This is a genomic window from Pseudoalteromonas rubra, from assembly GCF_005887115.1.
GTDB lineage: Bacteria > Pseudomonadota > Gammaproteobacteria > Enterobacterales > Alteromonadaceae > Pseudoalteromonas > Pseudoalteromonas rubra_F.
Genome location: NZ_PNCJ01000005.1, coordinates 481,226 through 505,893 on the forward strand (window position 1 = coordinate 481,226; position 24,668 = coordinate 505,893).

The window sequence follows — 24,668 nt, forward strand, 5'->3', positions numbered from 1 at the left end:
CACTCCAAACCCCGTCATCCCGGCCAACGAGCCGGGAACCACAAATTCTTCACTCGTACCGCTAACTACCCAACAACCGTGTTGTCTGTAAGTAGATCCCGCATCAAGTGCGGGATGACAACGCAGTTGTTGAAGGGTGACAACGCAGTTGTTGCGGGGTGACTGGTTTGCCACCCCAGCCTTGAACCGATAAACACCTGTGTTGCTCGCACTTTTACGCTTCATCCAATACTGTCTGACATGCCTCGGTGCGGTGCTTGTCGCTATAGAATATAATGTTGCGAATTTCTTCTGCGATACAGTCCGACTCAGTGCCGGTTTTCACATAGTTGCTGAACACCATCACGTTCTGATCCCGCTCCAGCAGGCGATTAAAGCTGGTCACCCATGAGTAAGGGTAGCTGCCCGAATACTGTAAAAACTTTTCGTACTTTCTGAGGTTTGTTTCGCTGGGATCATCCGGGCAGTCTGCGACTTTGCCGTACTGATTGGGGTCAATATAAGTGACAAACCAACCATATCCGTAGTATTCACACGAGCTTGAGCTGCCGGTATTTGAATAAGGCGCGAACGCTGCCAACTTCTGCGCTTCATTAAGGATTTTGTTGGTATATAAACCCTGATCCCACTTGTGCATATCTTCAACAGTGGAGTACATATCACCGGCTGAATAAAGCACTAAAGGATTACTGTATGGATTAACCAGGATATCCTGATAGGGTGCCGGGCCACCGGTTGCTGGCGGACGGCCATTGGCCAGTGGCAGGTATTGGTTGTCTTTGTAGATATAACCGGTTGTCATATCAGAATAAATGCCAATGGCACTAAACGAGCCACTGTCACTCATATCCAGCGGATCCAGAATCTGTTCTTTTAGGATGTTGCTGAACCAGAAACTGCGGTCGATATCCCCTTGTGTACCCGCTGCTAGCTGCTCAATGATGTTGCCAACCAGATAGTAGTTACAGTTACTGTATTCGTATTTGCTTCCCTGGGTAAAAGAAGGCTGCCCCCCTTGCTCCTCACACGTACAAAAGCGGTTACCAAAGCCTTCAGGGCCATTCAGGTTGAGCGTTTCGTCATATAAATAAGGGCGCCAGCCCCAGTTGTTATACACTTCTTCGTTGTCACTGTAGTTAGGGATCCCCGACGACATCGCCAACAGATTATGCAAGGTTACGTCTGCGCACTGGTTTTTAGGGTACCAAGGCAAATAGTCACCAACCGTTTCGACTCTGAGGTCCTTACCTTCTAACATGCGCATCAGGATAGCAGCAGCAAATGCTTTGGTGTTTGAACCAATGCGGTACTTAGACTTTACCGTGTTATCCACGTTGTATTGCATGTTTTGCGGGCCACAGTGATATTCATAAACCACTTTGTCCACAGAAGTAATATAGATAGTCCCGAAAAACACCATAGCGTCGCAATACTGTTTAACGGATACATCGATCATTTCCAGTTGCGATGCCGTGATAGTTGTGTCTTTTGCCGAGCTTTTGTTTTGCAGACACGATGCCAGGATCAGGCTGATCAAACACATCACCATGATCTTGAGTCTTGAAGGGTATAACCAGTTCATTGTATGGATTCCTCAATTTTGACCACTTTGTTTGCCAACCACATCACCACTAACAAACCCAAATTGGCGCCCATTAACGCGCCGCTTTTGCCATTCCCACCAGTACCTTGCGAGTACCTGTATAGGCCTGGCGGCCATGTGTGAATAGCATGTTGTCTAGCAGCAAAATGTCGTTTCGCTGCCAGGGGTAAGAAAAAGTGAGCGTACGGTAGACATCATTGATGGCATCAATGTCTTCTCTGGCAATCTCACTACCGTCACCGTAATAGGCGTTGCGAGGCAAGTAGTCGCTTCCGATGCTGTCGGGCATTTCATTGTCTACTGCAGAGCAATGGAATAAATGCGCCTGGTTAAACCAAACCTTTTCGCCGGTTTGCGGATGTGTCATAACCGCAGGTCTGAACTGTCTGGTCTGTAACCTGCCATCGTCAAACCACTCGCACTGAATGTCGTTTTTCCAGCAATACGCCTCTACTTCATCGCGATCACTGGTCTGAAACACTTCCTGCCAGGGCAAATCTATGTCACCGTAATTGCGTACATACATAATACCGCGCTCTTCAAACCGCGCTTTCAGGTCATCAGGCAGTCGCTTATACACTTCCCGACTATCTGCAAGCGGGGTATCGCCCCCCGTTTTAGCGGGAACAACACAGAAAAAGCCCATCCGCATTGGCCAGCAATTGGAGTAAGCATTTTCATTGTGTTGCAGGATCACCTGATCGGCGTGATATTCCGTGGTGGTATAGATGTTGTTGCGAAGTGCAGTGCGAGGAGAAGAGCGATAAATATATTGACTGAGCGGTTCACCAAAAATCGTTTCCAAAATGGTGCTGAACTGGTTGGTGCTAACAATGTTGAGGCCACGCAACAGCGCAAACCCATCGCGGTCAACCCAGGCATTAATTTCCTTAACATTCGCCTTAACCCAGGCAAGACCACTTTGCTTTTGTCCTGAGAGATCATGGATCCGTTGATCTGTATCGGCGGAATTTAAATCCATGTCTGGTGATAGTAACTGATCCATTTTATTCCCATCCTTTAAGTAAGGTAACAAGTAAAATTTACATCGTAATTTTGACATTAATTGTTTACTTTTTAAGCGCAACCAACATCAAATTAAACATTCTAAAAACATATTCATAAACAATAGACTACAAAACATAGTCACTCTCTATTATTTTCACGACCGCTGAGACGTCTTTATGGCCTAAAATTGAAAGGTGTCCCCCTGCGACTTCAAATGCGCGCACATGGCCATAAAGTGCCCGCCAGCCCATATCAGACGTTAAAGTTCGCCCCTCAAACTCTTGAGTCTGTGTGGCTTTGATCACCCTGACCGGACAGCTAAGCTGTTCAGGCAAGTACACATCAGCCATCAGCTGAGCACAAAATACCGTTTGTAAACGCTGCAACTGGGCCGGCGAAAAGTGATACCCCGACTGAGCCATGGACTGAGCTAAGGCTTTGCCCTGCGCCTCGGCCGACATTGCCAACAGCGCTTCCAGCTGAGCGTCATCAAACTGCAGTGCAAAAAATGCGTTCATATTGTCGAGCATCAGGCGATTTGCCTGTTGCTCCGTAACTGGTACTACGCTTTGCACAGGTCTGGGCGTGTCTAAAATCGTGATGGAAGCTACAGACACTCCCTGCGAACCCGAAACGAATTCATCGCTGTGTTCCAGGTGCCGGGCCATTGCCAACGCAATAAAACTACCAAATGAATGACCAATCAGGTTGACCTGACCAAGACCGGTTTGTGTCAGCACAGACACGTAATGCCGTGCAGTGGCCTCAACCGACCTGATCGTATCCGGGTCGTGCGCTATCAGATCTGGCTGCAATCCGTACACAGGGATCCGTTTATCCAGCCCCTGTACCAATGCCTGAAAGGCCATCAGTAGTCCGCCGGCACCCGCTATCAACACCACAGGGGTGACACCATTACTCCCTGTTTGCAGGAACAGCAGGCTCTGAGGAGACAGATGCGGGTCCTGGTGGGCATGCTGCAACTCAGTTAACGCTTTGGCCAGATCACCTACACACGGGTGTTGCAGCAACAAACCTATCGGTACTTCCGCCTTAAGCGTATCGCACAGCTCAGTATGCAATCGCATCAGTAGCAGTGAATGCCCTCCCAGATCAAAAAAGTCATCACTTAGGCCTACCTGAGGGCACTGAAGCAACTCAGCAAGGTAGTCACATAGGTGGCGTTCGAGTGGTGTTGTCGGGGCAACATAGTGCTCAGGCTCGGTCAGTGTCAGCCCCTGAGCCTCATGGACCAGCGCTTTTCTGTCCAGTTTGCCATTATTGTTGTGTGGCAGCTGGACACGAGGCACCACCCATTGAGGCACCATATATTTGGGGAGCTGCTCAGCCAAAGTCGCTTTGAGCAAAGTGACATCCGCATCATGTGACTCGATAAAAGCAACCAGCTGATCGCCCGCCGCTTTATCATTTTTAACTACGACAGCACACGCTTTAACTTCTTGGTGTTCAAGCAATGCCCGTTCAATTTCGCCCAGTTCAATACGATACCCTCTGATTTTTACTTGCTCATCCAGGCGCCCTAAAAAGTGCAACACCCCACCCTCAAACCGAACCTTGTCGCCAGTTTTGTAGCAGCGGGCTTGCGTATTCGGATTGAACACAAAGGCTTTGTCTGTTTTCGTTTTGTCACCCAGATAACCAAGCGCCAGAGCGGCTCCGCTCACATACAACTCCCCTGCCACATAATCCGGTACAGTTCTGAGTTCCTTATCGAGAATGTGCACTGTCAGCCCAGCCAGAGGCTGACCTATCGGAATTGAATCTCCCTGATACTGAGTGACATCCATAAGAGTGGCTGAAATGGTGGTTTCCGTCGGGCCATAAGCGTTAATAATTCGGATGGCGGTACCGTAGTGATGCTGCCAGGCACGTAACGCTGAGCTTTGCATTTGTTCACCACCCACGGTGATCATTCGCATAGCTGCGCCTAAATCGACAGGACTCATCGCCAACTGGTGCCAGTAGGCCGTTGGCAGACTCATTAGACTCAACTTACTTTGTCGGGATAATTCAGCCAGAGCCTGACTGTTGAGCAATTGTTCCTGCTCTGCCATAACCAGCGTTGCACCGCTAAGCAAAGTACAAAACACTTCTTCGGCAAACACATCAAAGCTGCAACTGGCAAATTGCAGATAGTTATCATCAGGTGTAATCGCATAATTGCTTTGCAGGCAAGCCACATAATTCAACACGCTGCGATGCGCAACCTGCACGCCTTTTGGCTTTCCTGTAGTGCCAGAAGTGTAGATGACATAGCAAGCAGACTCGCCGTGACAATCCGGCTCCACAAACTCGTTTGACTGTGCTGAGATAGCAGCATGACTTGCAGTCAGGTCAACGACCGGACAAGCTGGCGTGTCGTCCATCCAGGCAGACTCGGCGCTGATCAGCACAGCAGCTTGCGCATTAGTCAGCATGTAGTGGCGCCTTTTTTCGGGCAATGCCGGGGCAATCGGCAGATATGAGGCTCCGAGTTTAAGGGCGGCCAGAATGGCAATGATAAGTTGCGGGCCAGAGTCCAGACAAACCGCAATGACCGCCTGGCCTGCGCACAGCGAATGGTGCGACGACAAGTAATTCGCCAGCTGACAGGCGGCTTCATCCAGTTCACCATAGCTCAGCACAATCTCAGTGTGATTACTCTGCTGAATGTAACGAATGGCGGGATTCGTCTCATATTTCGCTCTGATCTGCGCAAATGCCTGCTGTAACGTCTGATACTGATCCATCCGCGGTTGCGCACCAGGCAATTCGAAATGGGGGATCTGAGTTGTCTGGTCAGGCCGCACCAGAGGCAATTGAGCTAGCGTCATATCGGGCTGCGCCATAAAGGCATCCAGCAAATCCGTGATCAGGTTAAGACTCTGACTGGCCTGTGTGTTTGTCAGTATTGCTTCGCTATAACTGAGCGTCAGTGACAGTTGATCCGCGACACCCACTACAAATGTGATGGGATAATGCGTCTGATCCTGCTCCGAGCAGACCTTTACCCTGAATGGTGCGCTTTCCTCTGCCAGTGGATCGTTGGGATAATTTTCAAAGACATACAGTGCATCAAACAGGTCGCTGCTGTTATCAATGCCGCTCCACTGGTGGATCTGCGCCAGAGGTGTATGGGCAAACCGTGTCAACTGAGCCTGATGGGCTTTAATCTGCAGCAGGTAATCTTTTACTGACATCTGCCCCGGTGTAGTGATTAGTACAGGTTGTGTATTAATATACAGCCCAACCCGCTGCGCTACATTTGGCAAAGCGTCCGGGCGACCTGAAATGGTCTGACCGAATAACACGTAGTCACTCTGACAGCAGGTGCGCAACCAGTAAGCCCAGGCCCCCTGGATCACCTGATTGAGTGTCAGCCCGTGATGCTTCGCAAATTGATTCAATCGCTGAGTGAACTCAGTACTGAGCGTCTGAGTCAGTTCGCTCACGCCAGGATCTTTGTTTGCGCTCAGCGTCAGGTGTTCTGTCACTAAGGTTGGCGTGTCAATATGGTTCAATTGCGTTTGCCAAAATGCCTTTTCTGCCTGTGTATCACGGGTCTCAAGATAAGCCACATAATCACGAAATGGATCAGCGACCAGCGCCAATCCCCGGTTTTCAATCCTGGCACGGTACAACTCAACCAGACCATCAAACAGCACTGGTAAAGACCAGCCATCCATAATCATGTGATGGTAAGTCCAGATAAACCCATGACAATGTTCACCAAATGGTACTAGCCTCAGCCGCATACAAGGCGCATTGTTCAAATCGATTGGCCCGGCGAATTCCTGCTCGGCAAGCCGCGCCAGACGGGCGTTAACTGTATCGTCGTAAGGCTGAGGGTCGTCTATATGCAGCGGCAACTTGCAATGCTCAAAGACTAGCTGTACAGGCTGCTCTGAGGTGACAAAAAACGCGGTGCGCAGGATGGAATGTTTAGCCAACAATTGGCGCCAGGCGTACTCAAAGGCTTCCGTATCCAACGCACCTTCCAATAACATCACTGACTGCTCGCGATAAACTGGGCTTTCTGTACTTTGAGCATGGAACCACATCCCCTGTTGCAACGGCGTCATGGGGTAAATATCGGCTACGGGCTGACCTGCCTTGTCGAGCAGCTGCTGCAGTTGCAGGCAGTCAAGATCCGGTAACAGCGCAAAATCGCTGGGGGTCGGGCAGCTTTCGGTTTGCGCCTGGCAATGTGCCAGCACAGTTTCAATGGCCTGTTCAAAATGCGCACTTAACCGCAGTGCATCCTGCTCTGTGTAATAACCCGATGCGCATTCCAGGGTGACCGACAAACGGCCATTCGTTACCGCTGCCGTAACTTGCAAAGCGGCAAACGCATTGTCCTGTTCGTTGCGCATCGCACCCGAAGGTTCGCTGGCATCACCGAGCAATCCCCTTTGCTGTAATACAGTGTCAAGCTGACCCAGATAATTAAAAAAGATCTGAGTGCGCATATCTATATTCAGTGATGCTCTGATTTGCGGATCCGAGTGAGAATAACGCAGCACACCGAATTCGCAGCCGTGTTCCGTGACCCAGGCCAGCTGCTCTTTTACTGCACAAATTGTTTGGCTCAGGGCACTGTTTGAAGCCCCGCTTTGACTGTGTAAATGCAGCGGAAACAAAGCGGTTAACCAGCCAATCGTGCGACTGGCATCATATACACCGCTGAGTTTTGCCCGGCCATGGCTCTCCAGCAATACGACCTGCTCCGCTTGCTGGTAATTACGTAGCGCGGACCATTGCCAGGCACTGAGCAATAACGTCTGAATATTACTTTTGTATGCCCGGTTTGCCTCATTTAACAGCTGCCGCGTTTGCGCTTCACTCAACTGGAATTTCGCATGGGCCACATTTGTGCTGGCGCAATCAGACAAGCTGGCACCCAAAGGTTGCTGATGCCTGGCCGTCGCACAAACCCTTTTCCATCGTTCAAGATGCTTAGCCTCACAGGCGCGCTCCTGAAGGTAAAAGGCAATCGCATCCAATGAAGCACTGGCGGACGGTAATGTCACAGCCTGTCCGGCTTGTGCCATAGTGCAGGCTTGCTCCAGATCCGTCAGTAAAATACGCCAGGATACGCCGTCTACCAATAAATGATGCGCAATAATCAGTAGCCGATCTGTTGGCTCTGAATCGGGAGTCGCGACATGACATAGTCGCAGTAAGGGGGAGCCGTCAAAAGAAAAGCTTGCCTGTGCCAAGTTGCTTAGCGCTGCAAGTGCGTCCCGCCACTGCTCGCCGGCACCGCTCAGATTGTGAAACTTGCACACATCCGTGCTGCTCAGCTGATCAGTAATATAGAGCTCATCTTTGTTCCTGACCGTCAGTCTGAGTGCATCATGACATGCGACAAGTCCCTGAACAGCTTCGCACAGGTGCGCAAAAGACACTGATTTGTCGATACTCAACATCACAGCCTGATTCCAGTGTTCAGGTACAGCAAAAGCTTGTTCGAAGAACCACTGCTGAATAGGCTGAGGTCTCAGCTTACCCACAAAATGTTGCTGCTCGTGATCGGCCGCAGGTAGCTCAGAGAACCCGTTAGTTGCTGCAAAGTTTGCCGCCAGTGCTGCCGCTGTGCTGTGAGCAAAAATATCAGCCACAGAGACAGGTATGTCTATCGCTCTGGCCCGACTGGCAAGCTGAATGGCTAAAATAGAGTCGCCACCGCTGGCAAAAAAATCATCCTCGGTTTGCAGATCTGGCTGGTTTAGCAGCTCCCGCATCAGGATTAAAAAGCGGTTATGTTGCGCTTGCGTGTTACTTTTAGCGTCCGGCTCTTTCGGGTGCTCTGATGCCATTTCCTGCGCCAATGCCTGTAACGCCCGGTGGTCTAATTTACCATGAGCGGTCAGAGGCAGTGCCTCCAACATCAAAAAGCGCGCTGGCACCATATACTCAGGCAGAATCGAACGCAGCAGTCCTCGCAGTTGCGCCGCTAAATTGTGTCCCGTATGCGTTAACTCTGGCACAACAAAAGCCGTCAGTTGTTTATTACCGGACTGTGCTTCGGTTATCTGCACCGTACATTCAGCAACACCGTCTTGTGCACGCAGTTGGTGGTCAATTTCAGCCAGTTCAATGCGATAACCGCGTATCTTAACCTGGGCATCATTGCGACCAATATAAGCAATGCGACCATTGCTTAGTCGCCGTACCAGATCGCCGCTACAATAAACACGCTCTGACTTGCCATTATCCAGCTCCAGTTCAGTGAATTTTTCCTCACTTAACTCAGGTTTATTTAGATAGCCCAGCGCCAACCCCTGACCTGCAATCAGCAATTCACCGACCATGCCGTCCGCAACACTGTGACCCTGCTCATCGACAATATAAACATCGCAGTTGTCGACCGGTAGACCGATATCCGGAAGTGCTTCTGTGCCGCAAACCACCGCACCTGATGTCGCCACCACGGAGGCTTCGGTTGGACCATAATTGTTGGTCAGCTTAAAAGGAAATGACCCGTTAACCGGGTTGAGCCTGTCCCCCCCCACCAGCAGATACTTAAGTGATGCCGGCGCAAATCGGGGTTCTGCCAGCATCACTTCTGCGATTGGAGTAGCCAGGAAACAGTGACTTACCGACTCTTGGGTCAAAAATGCCGAGAGTGACTGCGGATCCGTAAGCTGGGCGTTGGCAACAAACACCAATTGTGCACCAGCGCTCAGATAAGGCCAGATCTCCCAGGTTGCCGCGTCAAAGGCAATATTCGCCGTCTGGCTGCCCACGCTATCAGCATCCAGTGTAAATGCTCGCTGATGCCAGGCACACAGGTTAGTCAAACCTTGATGAGGTATCATCACCCCTTTAGGTTGCCCTGTTGTACCTGAGGTATAGATCACATAGGCCAGTTGTTCGGCACTCAGCTCGGGTAGCATGACCGTGTCACAGGACGCTAATTGCGTATCTAATTCAGGGCTGTCCAGCATGATGGTTTGACACTGTGTGTGCTGTTCAAACTGACTGGCAAAGCGCCGCTGTGTGAGTAACCACTGACTTTTGCTATCCGCAATAATATGCGCGATGCGCGTCTCGGGATAATGAGCCGACACAGGCACATACGCACCACCGGCTTTAAGCACCGACAGCATTGCTACAATCAGATCGCAACCGGCGTCACAGCTAACCAAAACGGTTTGCTGTGGCTTAAGCCCCTGTCCAATCAGGTATTTGGCTAAACGGCTGGTACGCTCGTTCAGTTCACCGTATGTCAGACTTTCACTCTGTTGAGGGTCTTTAAGTGCTATTTTGTCTGGGTTTTGAGCCCCCAGCTGAGCAAGGCGATCAACCACAGTCTGTGGCTTTAATACTGGATGAGATTGTCCCTTGATTGCGTCATACCGCCGCTTTGTCAGAGGTAAGTCTGCGATGCAATGATCTGTATTGCTGGCAAGTGCCTTCAGTAACACCTGTAGTGACTGGCTCATACGTTCAATACTGACGGCGTCAAACAAAGCCGTGTTATAACACCAGGACAAGCGGATCCCATTCTCGGTCTGTACCGCACTCAGTTCTATATCGAACTTGGCGGCCACAGAAACTGCTTGCTCAGCCTGTACTTCTATATCCGCAAGACGCAAATCGGTATCCAGCTGTGGGTTTAGCGCAAAGCTCAGCTGAAAGACGCCCTGGTGACTGAGAGAACGCTCCAGATTAAGCGCATCCAAAATCTGCTCAAACGGCATCGCCTGATGCGCTTGAATATCAACCATCACGGCTTTTTGTTGTGCCAGCAGCTCGGTAAATGTGAGCTGCGGCGTAAACCGTGTACGTATGGGCAAGGTATTGATAAAAAACCCAACCAAAGGTTGCAACTGGCTGTGTTCACGGCCCGAGAAAGGCGCGCCTATCACCACATCCGTGGTGTGGCTGTATTTGCCAACAAAAACAGCAAAGGCAGTCTGTAACCAGGTAAACAAGGTGACGTCATGGCGGCGGCACTGCGCCTGAACTTGCTCACACACTGCGTTATCAAGATGCGTTATGTGAGTGCCCCCCTGGGCGACAGACATTCTCGTTCTGGCCCTGTCCAATGGCAGCTGGTGCAGCGGCGGAGCGTCTTCCAGATAAGCAAACCAGAACCTTCTATGGGTCTCTAAAGCACTTGTGTTCAGAGTGTTACGCTGCCACTGCGCATAATCGGCATAGTTTATAGGTAATGGGTGCGCAAGCAATTCAGGTAATGGCTGGCCACATGCAAAATGCTGGTAAAAAGCCGCCAGTTCTTCACTCAAGATAGCAAGAGAGTGGGCATCCGCAGCAATGTGATGCAGATTTACCCGCAGTCGATACTGCGTATCAGCAACCGCCATCAGGGTCAGCCTGATCATTAACCCCTGACTCAAATCGAACGGCTGCATGGCATCGTCGCGCTGCGCTCTGAGCCAACTTTGCTGTTGTGCTTGTGGTGCCAAAGTACGTGCGTCAATGAAAGTCAGAGGCAGGTCAAAATCTGGCACAACCTGTTGCTGCGGACCGAGCGTATCGTCCTGAATAATTTTGCTGCGTAACACCTCATGACGCTGGATGATAGCGTGCCAGGCTTGCCTGAACGCCGCCAGATTTAACGAGCCGCTCAGCGTGAACGTACCGGGCATATGATACTGAGCCGAGCCGGGCGTCATCTGCTCAACGGTCCAGAGTCTCGCCTGAGCGAACGACAGCGGCACCGGCAATCCGGATTGCGTACGAGGTATGTCAACGGACAAACTCGTTGCAGTGTCGGCCACAGACACGGCTTTAGCCAGCTCACCCACTCTTGGGCTCTGAAATACCTCTTTTAGCTCGACTGACAAGCCATAGCGTTCCCGTAGCTGACTCACCAATTGGGTGGCCAGTAACGAGTGACCGCCCAGGCGGAAAAAGTGGTCATTCAGGCCAACTTTGTCAACGCCAAGCAACGCAGAAAAACACTGTGCAATGGCGCGTTCTACGTCACTATCCGGTGCCTGATAAACCGCTTCTTGCTGCAAAATATCCAATGCCAGCAACGCTTTTTTATCTATTTTTCCATTACTGGTGAACGGCAAAGCTTCTACCACAACGACATTGGTTGGCAACATAAACTCTGGCAATGCGCTGCGCAAGTACTGCTGTACCTGTGTAATTGGGTCAGTGAGCTCAACCCCTCCGCGGGCCACTACAAAGGCGCTGATCCTGGCTCCCTGTGGGTCGTCGCGATTAAGTAATACGCACACCGCCTGCAGATCAGGATGCTGGCGTAGCTGGTTTTCGATTTCCCCCAGCTCAATGCGATAACCACGCACTTTCACCTGATCATCGGCACGACTGATGTAAGTTAGCTCACCGTCAGGTAAAAAGCGCACCAGATCACCCGATTTATAGAGCTTTTTACCGCTGGTGTTTGCAAAAGGATCTGCAATAAAGCGCTGGGCATTGAGCTCCTCTCTTTGCCAGTAGCCACGACATACGCCTTCACCACCCACATACAGCTCACCCACGGCGCCCATCGGCAGCAACTGCTGATGCTTATCAAGCACATAACAAGACATGGTAGGAATGGCATGGCCAATATTACTCACTCCCAGCGCCAGATCCGCATCGGTAAGTCGTTTAAAGGTCACGTGAACTGTGGTTTCGGTAATGCCATACATATTAATAAGCTGGCAGGCATCAAACCGTTTAGCCCAGGGTTTGAGTTTGCCCGGCTGCAATGCTTCTCCACCGAAAATAACGTAGCGTACCTGACATTGTGCCTGCTCGGTTTCCTCAAAGCCGCACATCGCAGACTGAAGCGCGTAAAAGGCACCCGGCGTCTGGTTAAGCACCGTGACCTTTTCACTCAAAAGACAGCATGCAAAAGCCTGGGTGTCCTGGCTCATTGCCTTACTGATCACCACTAGCTTCGCGCCAAACAGCAAGGCGCCGTACATTTCCCAAACAGAAAAATCGAAGCAAAAGGAGTGAAACAGGGTCCACACGTCCCGCTCGTTAAAATCAAACAGTGCAGGTTCAACATGCAATAGCCGGACAACATGTCGGTGCTCTATCTGAACTCCCTTTGGCCGGCCTGTGGTGCCTGAGGTATAAATCATATAGGCGAGGTGGTCCGGCTGAATATTCAGCTCGAGATTGTCGGCAATGGCAATACCGGCGTAAATAGCCTCATCATCAATGTTGATCATCGACTGAGCACACCCGGCAAAACGCGCCTCAGTAACGCTGTCGCAGATCAACCAACGACTGCCCACATCACCTATAATGTAGTCAATCCGATCTTTGGGGTAATCCGGGTCGATGGGCACGTACGCTGCACCCGCTTTTAAAATCGCCAGTAAGGTCACGACCATATTGACTGAGCGTGCCACACTGACGGGCAGCATGGTCTGGGGTTCTATTTTGCTGGCAACCAGCACTCTGGCAAGCCGGTTAACGCGATTATTTAATGCCTGATAGCTTAATCTTTCGTGTTCATCGACCACGGCAATACGCTGGCCAAAACGCTTTACTTGCTCCTCGAACAAACTAACCAGTGTCTGAGTGTTGTCCCACTGTGTCTGTGTATATTGGGCGTATTCCATTATGGACTGCGTTTGGGTTTGATTCAGTAACGGAACACGGTCAATCTGAGTTTGCGGGGTTTCAACTAGCTGCTCCAGCAATACCTCAAAACTCTCTGACCAATGCTGAATCGTTTTTGCAAGATATAAGTCACTGTCATACTTCCAGTTTAAAGTCAGTGCTTTGGTATTTTCATCCAGTACGGCATTGAGTTCCAGGTCACATTTAATGTCAATCTCATCGCCATCCGCGCGGGATTGTTCCAACACCGTCAACCCGGGTAGTTGCAGCGCGTGTGCCGCACTACTTTGATCCAGAGTGAATAAGATCTGCACCAAAGGATGGTGGCTCATATCACGGGGACAACTTAGCGCTTCGACCACCTTATCAAAGGGGACCTCACGGTGCTCAAACGCAGCCAGGATCTGCTCTTTTTGTTGCTGTAACCAGGCATTAAAGGACAATGATTCTGTTATGTTTGCCGGGATCACCACAGTGTTGACAAACAAACCTATCAGGGGCGCCAGATCGGGATGATCACGTCCCAAAACCGGCGTCCCCACAACCACCTGCTCATTTTGAGTTAGCCGACCCACAAACAGCATAAAGCTGCTCAGTAACCACATAAAAGGCGTAACGGATTGTTGTGCACTGTGGGTTTGAATGCGGGCTGCCAGCGCAGAACTCAGCGCCTGGCGATAGACCCGCCCACGCTGGGTTTGTACGGCGGGACGCACAAAGTCACCGGGCAAAGACTGGATGGGATCCAGGTCGGCCAGTGCCTGCTGCCAATACGCCAGCTTATCGCTAAGGTGGGCCGACGTCAGAGTCTTTTGCTGCCAGGCCGCAAAATCCCCATACTGCACCTTTAACGGGGCCAATTGAGGCGCCGAGTCTGCTTCTAAAGCTGCACGGTAAAGTGCGGCCAGTTCCCTGACCAGCACCTGCATGGATGCACCATCGGATATAATATGGTGCATGTTAAACGCCAAATAGTGGGTTTGCTGGTCAGATATCACCAATGCCCGGATCAGTAGATCCTGCGTTAAGTCAAATGGCAGGGACAAAAACTCATTAAGCTGCGCACGAATTTTCTGTGCTTTGTCATGTGATGGCCATTGACTGGCATCGTACCACTGACATGGTGTTTCAAACCGTTCTTGTACTATGACAGACACACCCTGCTGAGAGCCCTCACTGGCAACGAAGTGGCTGCGCAGCGACTCATGGCGGACGATTAACGCTTCGATACTGGCTTTGAGCGCGGCAATATCCAGTTGCCCGGTGAGGACAAATTCAGCAGGCATGTAGTACTGACTGCTGCCCTGTAACTGTTCAATAAACCACAACCCTTGCTGTGCATAGCTTGCGGGTAGTGGCACGGAGCGGTCTGCTTTTGGAATGGCCGAGTATTCAGCCTGCTCCAGCGAGGTGCCACGTTGGTGCTGAAAATAGGCAATGATCTCAGCCTTGTGGGCGACAATCCGTTGCTTCAGCGCAGCGGGAAACTGCCCTTTTTGCTTAAATGCCAGAGCACCGTTTTTCTCATACAAGGTGATCCCTGCACGTAATGCATCCGCTATCAACTGTTCAATTACTCTCACCTGTTCCGTCATTACAAAAACATCTCTTCTGAAGTATCGTTTTCGTTATCGTCCTGTGCCTGTTGGGCCATCGCCTGATGGATCTCAATCCACTGCGCGAGTGCCGCAACGGTAGGCCGCTCAAATAGAATTCTGACCGACATGCTTACGCCAAGTTGTGCCTCAATCAAACCAATACACTGAGTCGCCAGCAGCGAATGGCCTCCCAGACTGAAGAAGTTGTCTTCAATACCGAGCGTTTCCACATTGAGTACAGAGGCCAGAATCTCGACCAGCGTTAACTCCATGTCATTTCTTGGCGCAACAACATTATTGGCTGATGATGCACATTGCGCACCTAAGGCATGCAGCGCACGTACATCCACTTTGCCATTCGCAGTTAAAGGCAGGGTTTCTGTCAGTACATAGCGATACGGCAACATATAGGCGGGCAAAGACTGACTCAGGTGTGCAGACCACTCTGAGGCCAGTGCAGGCTCGGCAAGCGTTGGCATTTCAGTGCGTTCAGCCAGATCCGATAGCAAATAGGCTTCGAGGTTGTCACCCGCTTCATTGAGCAACACCACAGCCTGTTCAATACCGGGCAGTTGCTGTAACTGGTGGGCAATTTCTTCTGGCTCTATTCGATAGCCTCTCAGTTTTATCTGGCTATCCGCGCGGTGGCAAAACACCAGCGCCCCAGGGGTACCATCGTCATTTATAGACCAACGCACCAGATCACCACTGCGATAAAAACGCTGCTCACTCTGCTTTGCACCAAATGGTAGCCACACAAATTTCTCATCACTGAGCTCGGTTCTGTTTAAATACCCCTGAGCCAGGTTGTTGCCGCCGATATAGAGCTCACCGGTTACACCGGCAGGGACAGGCTGCATCTGCTCATCCAGTACCAATAAGTGTGTATTCGCTATTGGTTGACCAATTGGGACCTGACTATGGGGCTGTGCGTTAAGTGCGGCTATTTGCTGTTTATTACAGCGGAAGGTACTCGTACCCACAGTGGCTTCGGTGGGACCGTATTCGTTGATCCACTCAACATTGGGTAAACGTTCGCTAAGCTGAGCCACAAGCGAAACCGGTAACGCCTCGCCACCCACGACCACCTGATGCGCCCCGTTAAAACTCCGCTCTTCTGCAAGCGCGCACTGTTTTAGTACCGAAACGACCCCCTGCAGATGTGCTGGTGTCAGCTTAAACACCCCGGCAACCTCCTGGCACAATCGGTTTGCCAGCTCTTTGAGCATACGCTCATCATCTGCCAGCATATCGATGCACACTCCTTGCAACAAGGCTGGCCAGATGGCCGTGACGGTGGCATCAAACGCCAACGGCGTACTCACTACACTAAAACTTATGGTGTCGTTGAAGTAGTCATGGCGAGCATGCTCCAGGTAAAGCGCCAGATTGGCATGGGTGATGGCGACACCTTTGGGCTGCCCTGTCGTGCCTGAAGTGTAAATCACATAGGCCAGATCTGAATGTTCACTGCGTGGGAACTGTTCACGCGTTTGCTTTGGCAACCAGTTATTCGGCTGGTCTATTTCCAACACCGACAAAGGGGGTTGGGTCGCTGCATCGATAATCGGTTTAAGCTGTGTCATGCGCTTACTATGAGTGAGCAGCCAGCTCGCGCCACTGTCGCGAATAATAAACTGAGCACGTGACGCAGGCAGTGTCGGATCAACCGGCACATATGCAGAGCGAACCTTAAATGCCGCCAGCATAGCAACCACCTGGTCGCACCCGGCATTCAGGCACAACGCAATACGCATGCCCGGCTTCACCCCCTGCTCCAGCAAATAGCTGGCCAGGGCGCTGGCCTTTTGCTCCAGCGCTGCATAACTGAGCATACAGCTGTCAGCGTCGCGCACCGCAAGCTGGCTGTCCGCTAGGTGTGCCTTTGCACTGATCTGGCTGTGAATACACTCTATCGGGACCGCTTTGACCGGACCGCGCATATTGACCAGCTGATGTTGAGCTTGCTGCGTCATCACAGGCAGGCACTGCACCTTGTGTTCAGGCGCCTTGAGAATGGCACTGATCAATATTTCAAAAGACTCAGCAAGGGCTGCCACTGTCGCGGATTTAAATAAAGCCGAGCAATAGTTCCACTCCAGTTCAATGCCATCACCCTTTTCAATGGCGTTCACTTCAAGATCAAACTTCATCATGGGCTCGGCAGGCGCTTCAACTTCAATGTGCAACTGGGGCAGCACCAGATCGGTGGTTTCATTATTTTGTAGCGCAAACAAAATCTGAAAAATCGGTTGGTGTCCCAGATTTCGTTCCGGCTTAAGCGCCTCAACTAATTGCTCAAAGGGCAGTGCCTGATGTTTAAACGCATCCAGAATAACCTGCTTTTGCTGAGCCAATAGCTGATTGAAACTTTGCCCTGGTTGAGTACGTGTGCGTATTACTAAGGTATTGACAAAAAAGCCGATAAGATTGGCCACTTCATTGTGTTCACGGCCAGCAACCGGCGAGCCAATGACCACATCATCCGTTTGGCTGTAGCGCAGCATCAATAAAGAAAACACGGTATTGAGCCACATGAACAGGGTCACGCCCTGAGACTTACAGTGTTCATGAATTGCCCGGGTCAATGCTGCACTCAGACGTTGGGTATGACGCTTGCCACTGAGCTGAGCCATGGCAGGACGCGGGTAGTCCAGTGGGAGCTGATGTAATGGAGGATGGCCATCAAGGGCTGTCAGCCAATATTGCACCGCATCCTGATTAGCATGCTTTGTCCAGGTATTACGTTGCCAGTACGCAAAGTCGCCGTACTGAACAGGCAGAGGCTGAGTCAGTTCGGCTGGCAGCTGGTACTGCGCTTCTTTCGCAAAATGGCGATAAAACGCAATGAATTCTCGGACTAAAATTGCCATAGACCAGCCATCGCTGGCGATGTGGTGCATATTAAAATGCACCCGATAATCGTCCTGCGCAAATTCAACCAGTAACACTCGGATCAGCAGGTCCCTACTCAAATCAAACCGGTTTGTTGCATTGGCATGGGCCGCCTGCTCCCAGCGCTGTTGCCGGGCTCGCTCACCCAGTTTAGTCAGGTCAAGGTGCGTGAGCGGTAAATCAAACCTGGCGCTTACTTGCTGAACGGGCTCTGCGTGTTGCGCCCCCTGAATAATCTGAGTGCGTAACACTTCATGGCGTGAGATCAGGGCGTTAAGCGCTTCACTGAACGCGCCTTTGTCGAGCGTCCCGCTGAATTTAAACCCGGCAGGCATATGATACTGAGTGCTCGACTCATGTAATTGCTCTATCAGCCAGAGCCGCTGCTGGGCAAAGGACAAAGGCAAAGCTTGCTGGCGTGACACAGGCACAATCGCATGCACTGCTGCAATCGGTGCACAGTGCTCTAACGCCTGAGACAACGAAGCAATAGTAGGCGTTTTGAATAGTTGCGGCAGGGTGACATCGAGGTTTTTTTGCTGCCGGATCTGGCTAATAAGCTTGATGGCCAGCAGCGAATGCCCGCCCAAGTCAAAAAAGCTGTCTTCAAGATCCACATGCTCAGTGAGTAAAATATCACTGTAAAGCTGATACAAATAGGATTGCATGGGAGTCAGCGTAGTCAAGTCCAGCGCACTGCTGGTGCTGCTTTCTCGTTGCTGCGCCAACGCCATCAGCGCTTTACTGTCTACTTTGCCATTGGCTGTCAGGGGAATCGCTTCGACCCGATTAAACTGCCCCGGGATCATGTACGGAGGAAGGTATTGAGCAAGGTGATTTCTCAGATGACTGTCTGATGGCACTTTGCCGTTGAGGTAAAGTACATGCGCCTGTAACAACGCCTGGGATTCATCGACGGTCACCGCACAATCACGCACACCATCCAGCTCTCTCAGATAATGGCAAATCGCATTCAGGTCTATTCGATAGCCACGCAGCTTAATCTGCTCGTCGGTGCGGCCACAGTATCTGAGATAGGCAAGCCTTCCCTGTTCATCACTTTGCCATCGTACCAGATCACCGCTTCGATAAAAGCGCATCGGCTTTTTGTCCGCCACGTTGAGAGTGACAAACTTAGCCTGATTCTGAGTTTCAAGGTTGACGTAACCCGGGCTGATAACCGGGCCGCCTATCAGTAACTCTCCGGGAGCATTATCGGGCACAGGCTGATCAAACTGGTCAACAACCAGCATAGCCACACCCTCATTAGGCAGGCCAATCGGTACATCCGCATAACATAGGGTAGTTTGCGGGTTCAGGTCGGGGGTGAGCGAAAACACGCTACAGCCTACAGTAGCCTCGGTCGGACCATACTCATTTACCCAGGTACAGGCTGGCAACTTGTTGCGTAATGCAAGTAATAAATCGCTGTCCAGCGCTTCGCCGCCAATCACCAGAGTATGCGGCGCACTGTTGCTGCTAAGCTCATCCATCAAGGCCTGGATCGCACGTAAGTGTGCAGGTGTGAGCTTGAATAGGCGTGGCCTGATAGAATTAAACAGGAGCTCACTGATGGCTGCCAACTGATGAGGTCCCTGAGTCACTATCTCGACCTCCCCGCCACATAACAGCGGGGGAACAAGCGCGGTAATCGTGGCATCAAAAGCCAAAGGCGTGCTCACTACCGCCAGCGGCAGTGTTACATCCGCATCCAGGTAAGTATCCATCGCATGTGATAAATACCCGTTCAGGTTGCCATGGGTGATCATGACGCCCTTTGGTCGTCCGGTAGAGCCCGACGTATAAATGATGTAGCACAAGCGTTCTGCATCTGAGGTTTCTGACTCACCAAGCTCATCATTGCCCGGGACTGAAACCGGATAACCGGCAAAACTGGACTCCACATCAAATAAGTCATCCAGGAAAAGAAAATCAGTGCCGCTGTCTATCAGCTTTTCGGTGTCTTCACTGAAAGCCAGGATCATCACGATGTCGGCATCTTCAACAATATAAGACAAAGATTTTTCTGGCGTATCATAATGCAAAGGCACATACACATGGCGCGCTTTGAGTATCGCCAGCACAGCAATGACCATGGCTGGGCCCGAAGGTAACAGCAGTGCAATACGGCTTTGCTCATCAAAGCCCATTTCCAGCAGACAGTGAGCAAGTTGATTGGCACGTTGCTCTACCTCAAGGTAACTAAATGCTTCACCGTTACAACGCAGCGCAACGCTATGGGGTTGTATTTCTGCAATGGCACTGAAATGATGATGCCAGCCAATATCGCTGCTCTGTTGCTCATTATCCACCTCACTATACGCCAGCAGTTGCTCAAGCAATTTGGCATCGCATAAACTCATCTCACTGATGCGTCGCTGCGGCTCTTGCAGGCATGTTCGGAGCAAATGGGTATACTGACGCGCGAAAGACTCAATGCTGCGCTCCTGCCATAAAGCGCTATCGTAAAGCCATTCGACCACAATGTTATCGCCACTATCGATCACAGATACTTCGAGATCCAGTTTTGCGCTGCGTACGCCGGTGTCGTTGACGGTGACATCCAGACCATCCAGCTTCAACGCCTCGTTAACCTGATTATTGACCCGGAAAACCACCTGAACCAGAGGATGGATCCCCAGGCTGCGCTCACTGTTCAGCGTTTCGACCAATGCATCAAACGGAATATGCTGATGGCTCAGCGCATTTTGCAGCGTTTCATTACTTTGAGTTAATGCTTCAGTAAAGGTCAGCTCAGGTTCAATACGATGGCGCAATACCAGTGTATTGATGAAGTTGCCTATCACAGCTTCCAGTTCACTGAATTCGCGCCCTGCAACCGGAGTACCCAGCACCAAATCAGACTGCCCAGACAATCGGCTCATCCACAATGCAAACACACACTCCAGTACGCCAAACAGAGTTTGCCCATTGGTCGAAACAAACTGGCGTAAGGTAGCGCCCAACTCCCTTGGTAGTTCGCAGCAGTAGAGCGCCCCGCCACTGATCACACGATTTTCTCTGGCATTATCCAGCGGTAATTCATGTACCCGAGGCAAGTCTGCCAACTGACTTTGCCAGTAGTCAACGCTGGTTTGCCATTGTGGCTGGGAGACTAAATGGCGTTGCCAGTGCACATAATCTATGTAGCTATGGTTCAGCGGGGTGCACGCGGCAGTGCGGTTTTCAATCGCAGCTTGATATGCCGCTTCTAATGCCCGGCACAACACGCCGATTGACCAACCATCAGACACGATGTGATGCATGGTTACTATCAATACAAAAAGCTGCTCATCAAGCTTTAGTAGCTGAGCGCGCAGCAGCAGATCCTGGCTCAGATCGAATGCTGTGTGATAATCCTCAGCCAATAACGTGCGCAGCGTATCAGCCTGCACCTCGTCATCAACATGACTTAAGTCCTGTTGTTTTAGCGCAAAGCTAAGGCCGGAATTCAGATACTGGAAAGGTTCATTCTGTGCGTTTTGAGCATAATTAAAACGCAGGATTGTGTGTTGCTGCACCACCTGTTCGAATGCCTGCGATAAGGCCTCAATATCTAACGCGCCTTTAATGGTAAACGCGCCTTGCAAATTATACTGCTTACTATGACCCTGCATTTGATCGACAAACCAGATCCGTTGCTGTGCAAAAGACAAGGGATGCTCACCTGACTGATCAATCGACGCCAATGTATGACCGACCACAATATCCTGAGCTAACAGACATCGTTCCAGTTTCTCAACCGTCGGGTTAGCAAAAATAGCCTGTAACGACAGTACCCGCTCGAACCGGGCACGGATACAGTTGGCAAGACGCATGGCTAGTAAGGAATGACCACCAATAGAGAAAAAGTCATCGTCAGCTGCAACCTGGGACACACCCGTCAACTCAGCGAACAAAGTCGCCAGCTGTTGCTGTAATGCCGTACTCGGCGGCGTATAGCTACGCTCATAATTCAGGGGCCGGGCAGCTAACTGTTTTCGGTCTACCTTTGCGTTACCCAGCACGGGCAATTGTGCCAGCGCCACGAAATGACTGGGTATCATGGCCTGAGGCAGGCACGTTGATAAGGTATCTCGCAAAGCGGCCGCGGTGACTGGTGTCTCTTGATCCGCTGCGACAAAATAGGCAACCAGGGTATCAATACCGCTTTGCTTAATGGCGACAACGGCCGCCGTTTTTATGTCTGCGAGGGCGGTCAGTTTCGCTTCAATTTCACTGATATCGATGCGATAACCTCGGATCTTGAGCTGACTATCCAGCCTGCCGAGATACTCCAGCGTGCCCTGATGTGTCAGACGAACACGATCACCTGAGCGATAGAAGCGCTCAGCTCCTGTACATTCGCTCTGGCAGCGTACGAAATATTGCTCTGTCAACTGTGGCGCTCGCAAATAACCATCGGCCAGCGAGGTGCCGCCAATATAGAGCTCACCCGGCATACCGACCGGCACAGGATGCGCCTGTTTATCCAGTACCTGTACGCTGACGTGTGTCAGCGGCTTACCAATGGGATAATGCTCAATGTCACTTGGTACCTGCTCCGAGATGGTGTGTGTAGTCACCCCAATACAGGTTTCACTGGGACCGTAATGATTGACGATATGTGCTGACGGGTAATGCTCTTGTAAATCACTGACGAGAGAGGCATCCAGCGCCTCCCCACCAAGCACCCACTTTTCGATGGCTGGCTGGTTTTCTTTCAGAGCGGCTATCTGCGGCAATAATTCACGGGCAAAAGATGGCGTTATCTTTAGCATATTGACCTGCTGCTTACTGAGCATCTCAACCAGCTGTTGAGGATCTGGCAGCGCCAGCTCTGTTGGCATCACCACGGTGCCCCCTTGCATCAGAACCGGATAAATGCCGGTCAGACAGAGATCGGTGGCAAGTCCAGTGACAACACCAGAGCGGGTATGCGATGAAAATTCGATACACTGAGAGATAGAATCACAGTAACTGGCCAGTGCACCATGACTTATCGCCACCCCTTTTGGTTTGCCCGTCGAGCCTGAGGTAAAGATCACATAAGCCAGGTCACGCGGACTGGTTTTATCTACTATGTCCACTTTGTTATTTTGCTGTACCAGCTCATCATAGCCCCGCACAAAGATGCCACATTCATCCAATGCGGCTTTTGTATCTGCCTGTACTGCCTGTGCATCGACCACGACCAGGGTGTGACACCCTGCCAGCTGCATAATTTCGATCACCCGCTGAACCGGCGTTTCCTGGTCAATAGGTAGATAGGCTGCCCCGGCGCGCATCACGCCCAGCAAGGCCACCAGGCTGTTAACCTGTCGATTAACCAGTACAGCCACAATATCGTCGCTCTGTATTGTGTCATCGAGCGCACTGGCCAGACTGGCACTGTGCTCATCCAGCTCAGCGTAACTTAAGGACTGAGCAGGGTCACTTGCCGACACCAGCGCGGCGTGAGTAGGTCTCGATTGGGCATGAGCCAGAATTTGAGGTAACACCAAAGGCGCAGCTCGGCGCGGCGGCTCTGTCGTCAGAAGCTGCTGAGCCAGTTTCACAGAGGGTAACTGAGCGTCTGACAGTGGCATGCTCTGGTCACCACTAAACGCCCGGAATAATGCCTGAAAGTCTTCGCCAATTTGCGCGATAAGTTCACCGGAAAATAAGGCCACATTGTATTCAAGCTCTGCGACCATCGCCTTACCCCGAGTAGTCAGGGTGAGCGTCAGATCAAATTTTGCACTGTAATTATTCAGCGTGAACAGTTCTGCTTCCAGTGACCCTGAACGCAATGACGTTGTGGGTACGGCGTTATAATTAAACAACACACTAAAAAGCTGTGAGGTGTCAGCAAGCTTAGCCAGCGCATCCTGAGATACACTTTGGTTTTCCAGCGCCCGGGTCACTTGTGTCAGGGTATTGCGGGCAAGTTCACTGAATGACATCTCAGCGGTTATCTGCTGACGCAGTGGCAGAGTGTGAATAAAACAGCCGATCATGGATTCAAATTCACTGTGTTCCCGACCCAGCACCGGCACACCCACCGTAACGTCCTGTTGCTGGCTATAGCGATAGAGCAACGCGTAAAACACACTCAGTAGCCCGGCAAAAACAGTGATCCCCAGTTGCTGGCAGCAACTTTCAAAACGCGGGAATTGCTCGTCGTTCAGTATAAACTGATGACTGGCCCCCTGAAATGAAGGCTGAGCTTGTCTGGCAAAACTGGTTGGCAGAGCAAAAGGCGTGAACCCTTCCAGCTGCTTTTGCCAATATGCATGCTGTTGCTGGTAAGCCTCAGACTGGACAAAGCGTTTTTCCCAATGCACATAATCGAGATATTGTAGCGGTGCCGGTGCCGCCTGTTCCGTCGCTTTATTCTGTAGTACATCAAGCAGCTCATTGACTAATAATTGCACCGACCAGCCATCAGCCACCAGGTGGTGCAACATCAGGTAAACCCACTGACCCCGAGCTTGTTCATCGCCACTGATCAGTGCCGCTCTCACAGGGAGCGCTTTTTGTAAGTCAAACCCTTGCTGCAGGTAGGGCTGCACATGCGCTTCAATTTTTGCTCGGGTCACAGGTTCTGCCACGCTCAGCGACATAACCTTAAGAGACAACTCAGCATTGACGCGTTGGCACCCTCCCTGCTCCGTGGCAAAGAACTGGCTACGCAAAATGTCGTGGCGCTCAAGCAAGGTATTTAACGCCGCTTCAAGCTGCGCTTTTGTGATCGGGTGCGACAGCTTAAGTAATCCTGCCATGGTGTAGGCCACTTCCCCACCATGGTACTGGTCAATCAGCCAAATCCCTTGCTGAGAAAATGACAGAGCGCCCTGCTTTTGATGGTTCGCCTGCATATAGTCAATCAATGCCGGCTTATTTTCTTTGATCTTATTAAGCTGCGCCTCTGGCACAGTCGCAAGGTGGGTACGCAGTTTCAGGCGGCCTTCTTGCAAATAAACATAAATACCCTGACCATCCAACTCGGCCAATAGTGCTTCAATCGCTGAATTTTCCAT

Annotated in this window: 4 protein-coding genes; all 4 read right to left on the reverse strand. The window is 51.1% G+C overall.

Annotated features, from left to right (window positions below; all coding sequences use genetic code 11):
- Positions 1–214: 214 nt before the first annotated feature.
- Positions 215–1,582, reverse strand: a complete 1,368-nt coding sequence (locus tag CWB98_RS02930; RefSeq protein WP_138543465.1) for a serine hydrolase domain-containing protein — start codon at positions 1,580–1,582, stop codon at positions 215–217.
- Positions 1,583–1,655: 73 nt separating this feature from the next.
- Positions 1,656–2,609, reverse strand: coding sequence for a TauD/TfdA family dioxygenase (locus CWB98_RS02935; protein ID WP_138543466.1), 954 nt, complete (start codon positions 2,607–2,609; stop codon positions 1,656–1,658).
- A 127-nt stretch (positions 2,610–2,736) separates the two neighbouring features.
- Complete coding sequence (locus CWB98_RS02940; RefSeq protein ID WP_138543467.1) at positions 2,737–14,769, reverse strand: non-ribosomal peptide synthetase; 12,033 nt, start codon at positions 14,767–14,769, stop codon at positions 2,737–2,739.
- Entirely contained in the window at positions 14,769–24,668 is a 9,900-nt protein-coding gene (locus CWB98_RS02945; RefSeq protein ID WP_138543468.1) for a non-ribosomal peptide synthetase, read from the reverse strand. The genes CWB98_RS02940 and CWB98_RS02945 overlap by 1 nt, the downstream gene beginning before the upstream one ends.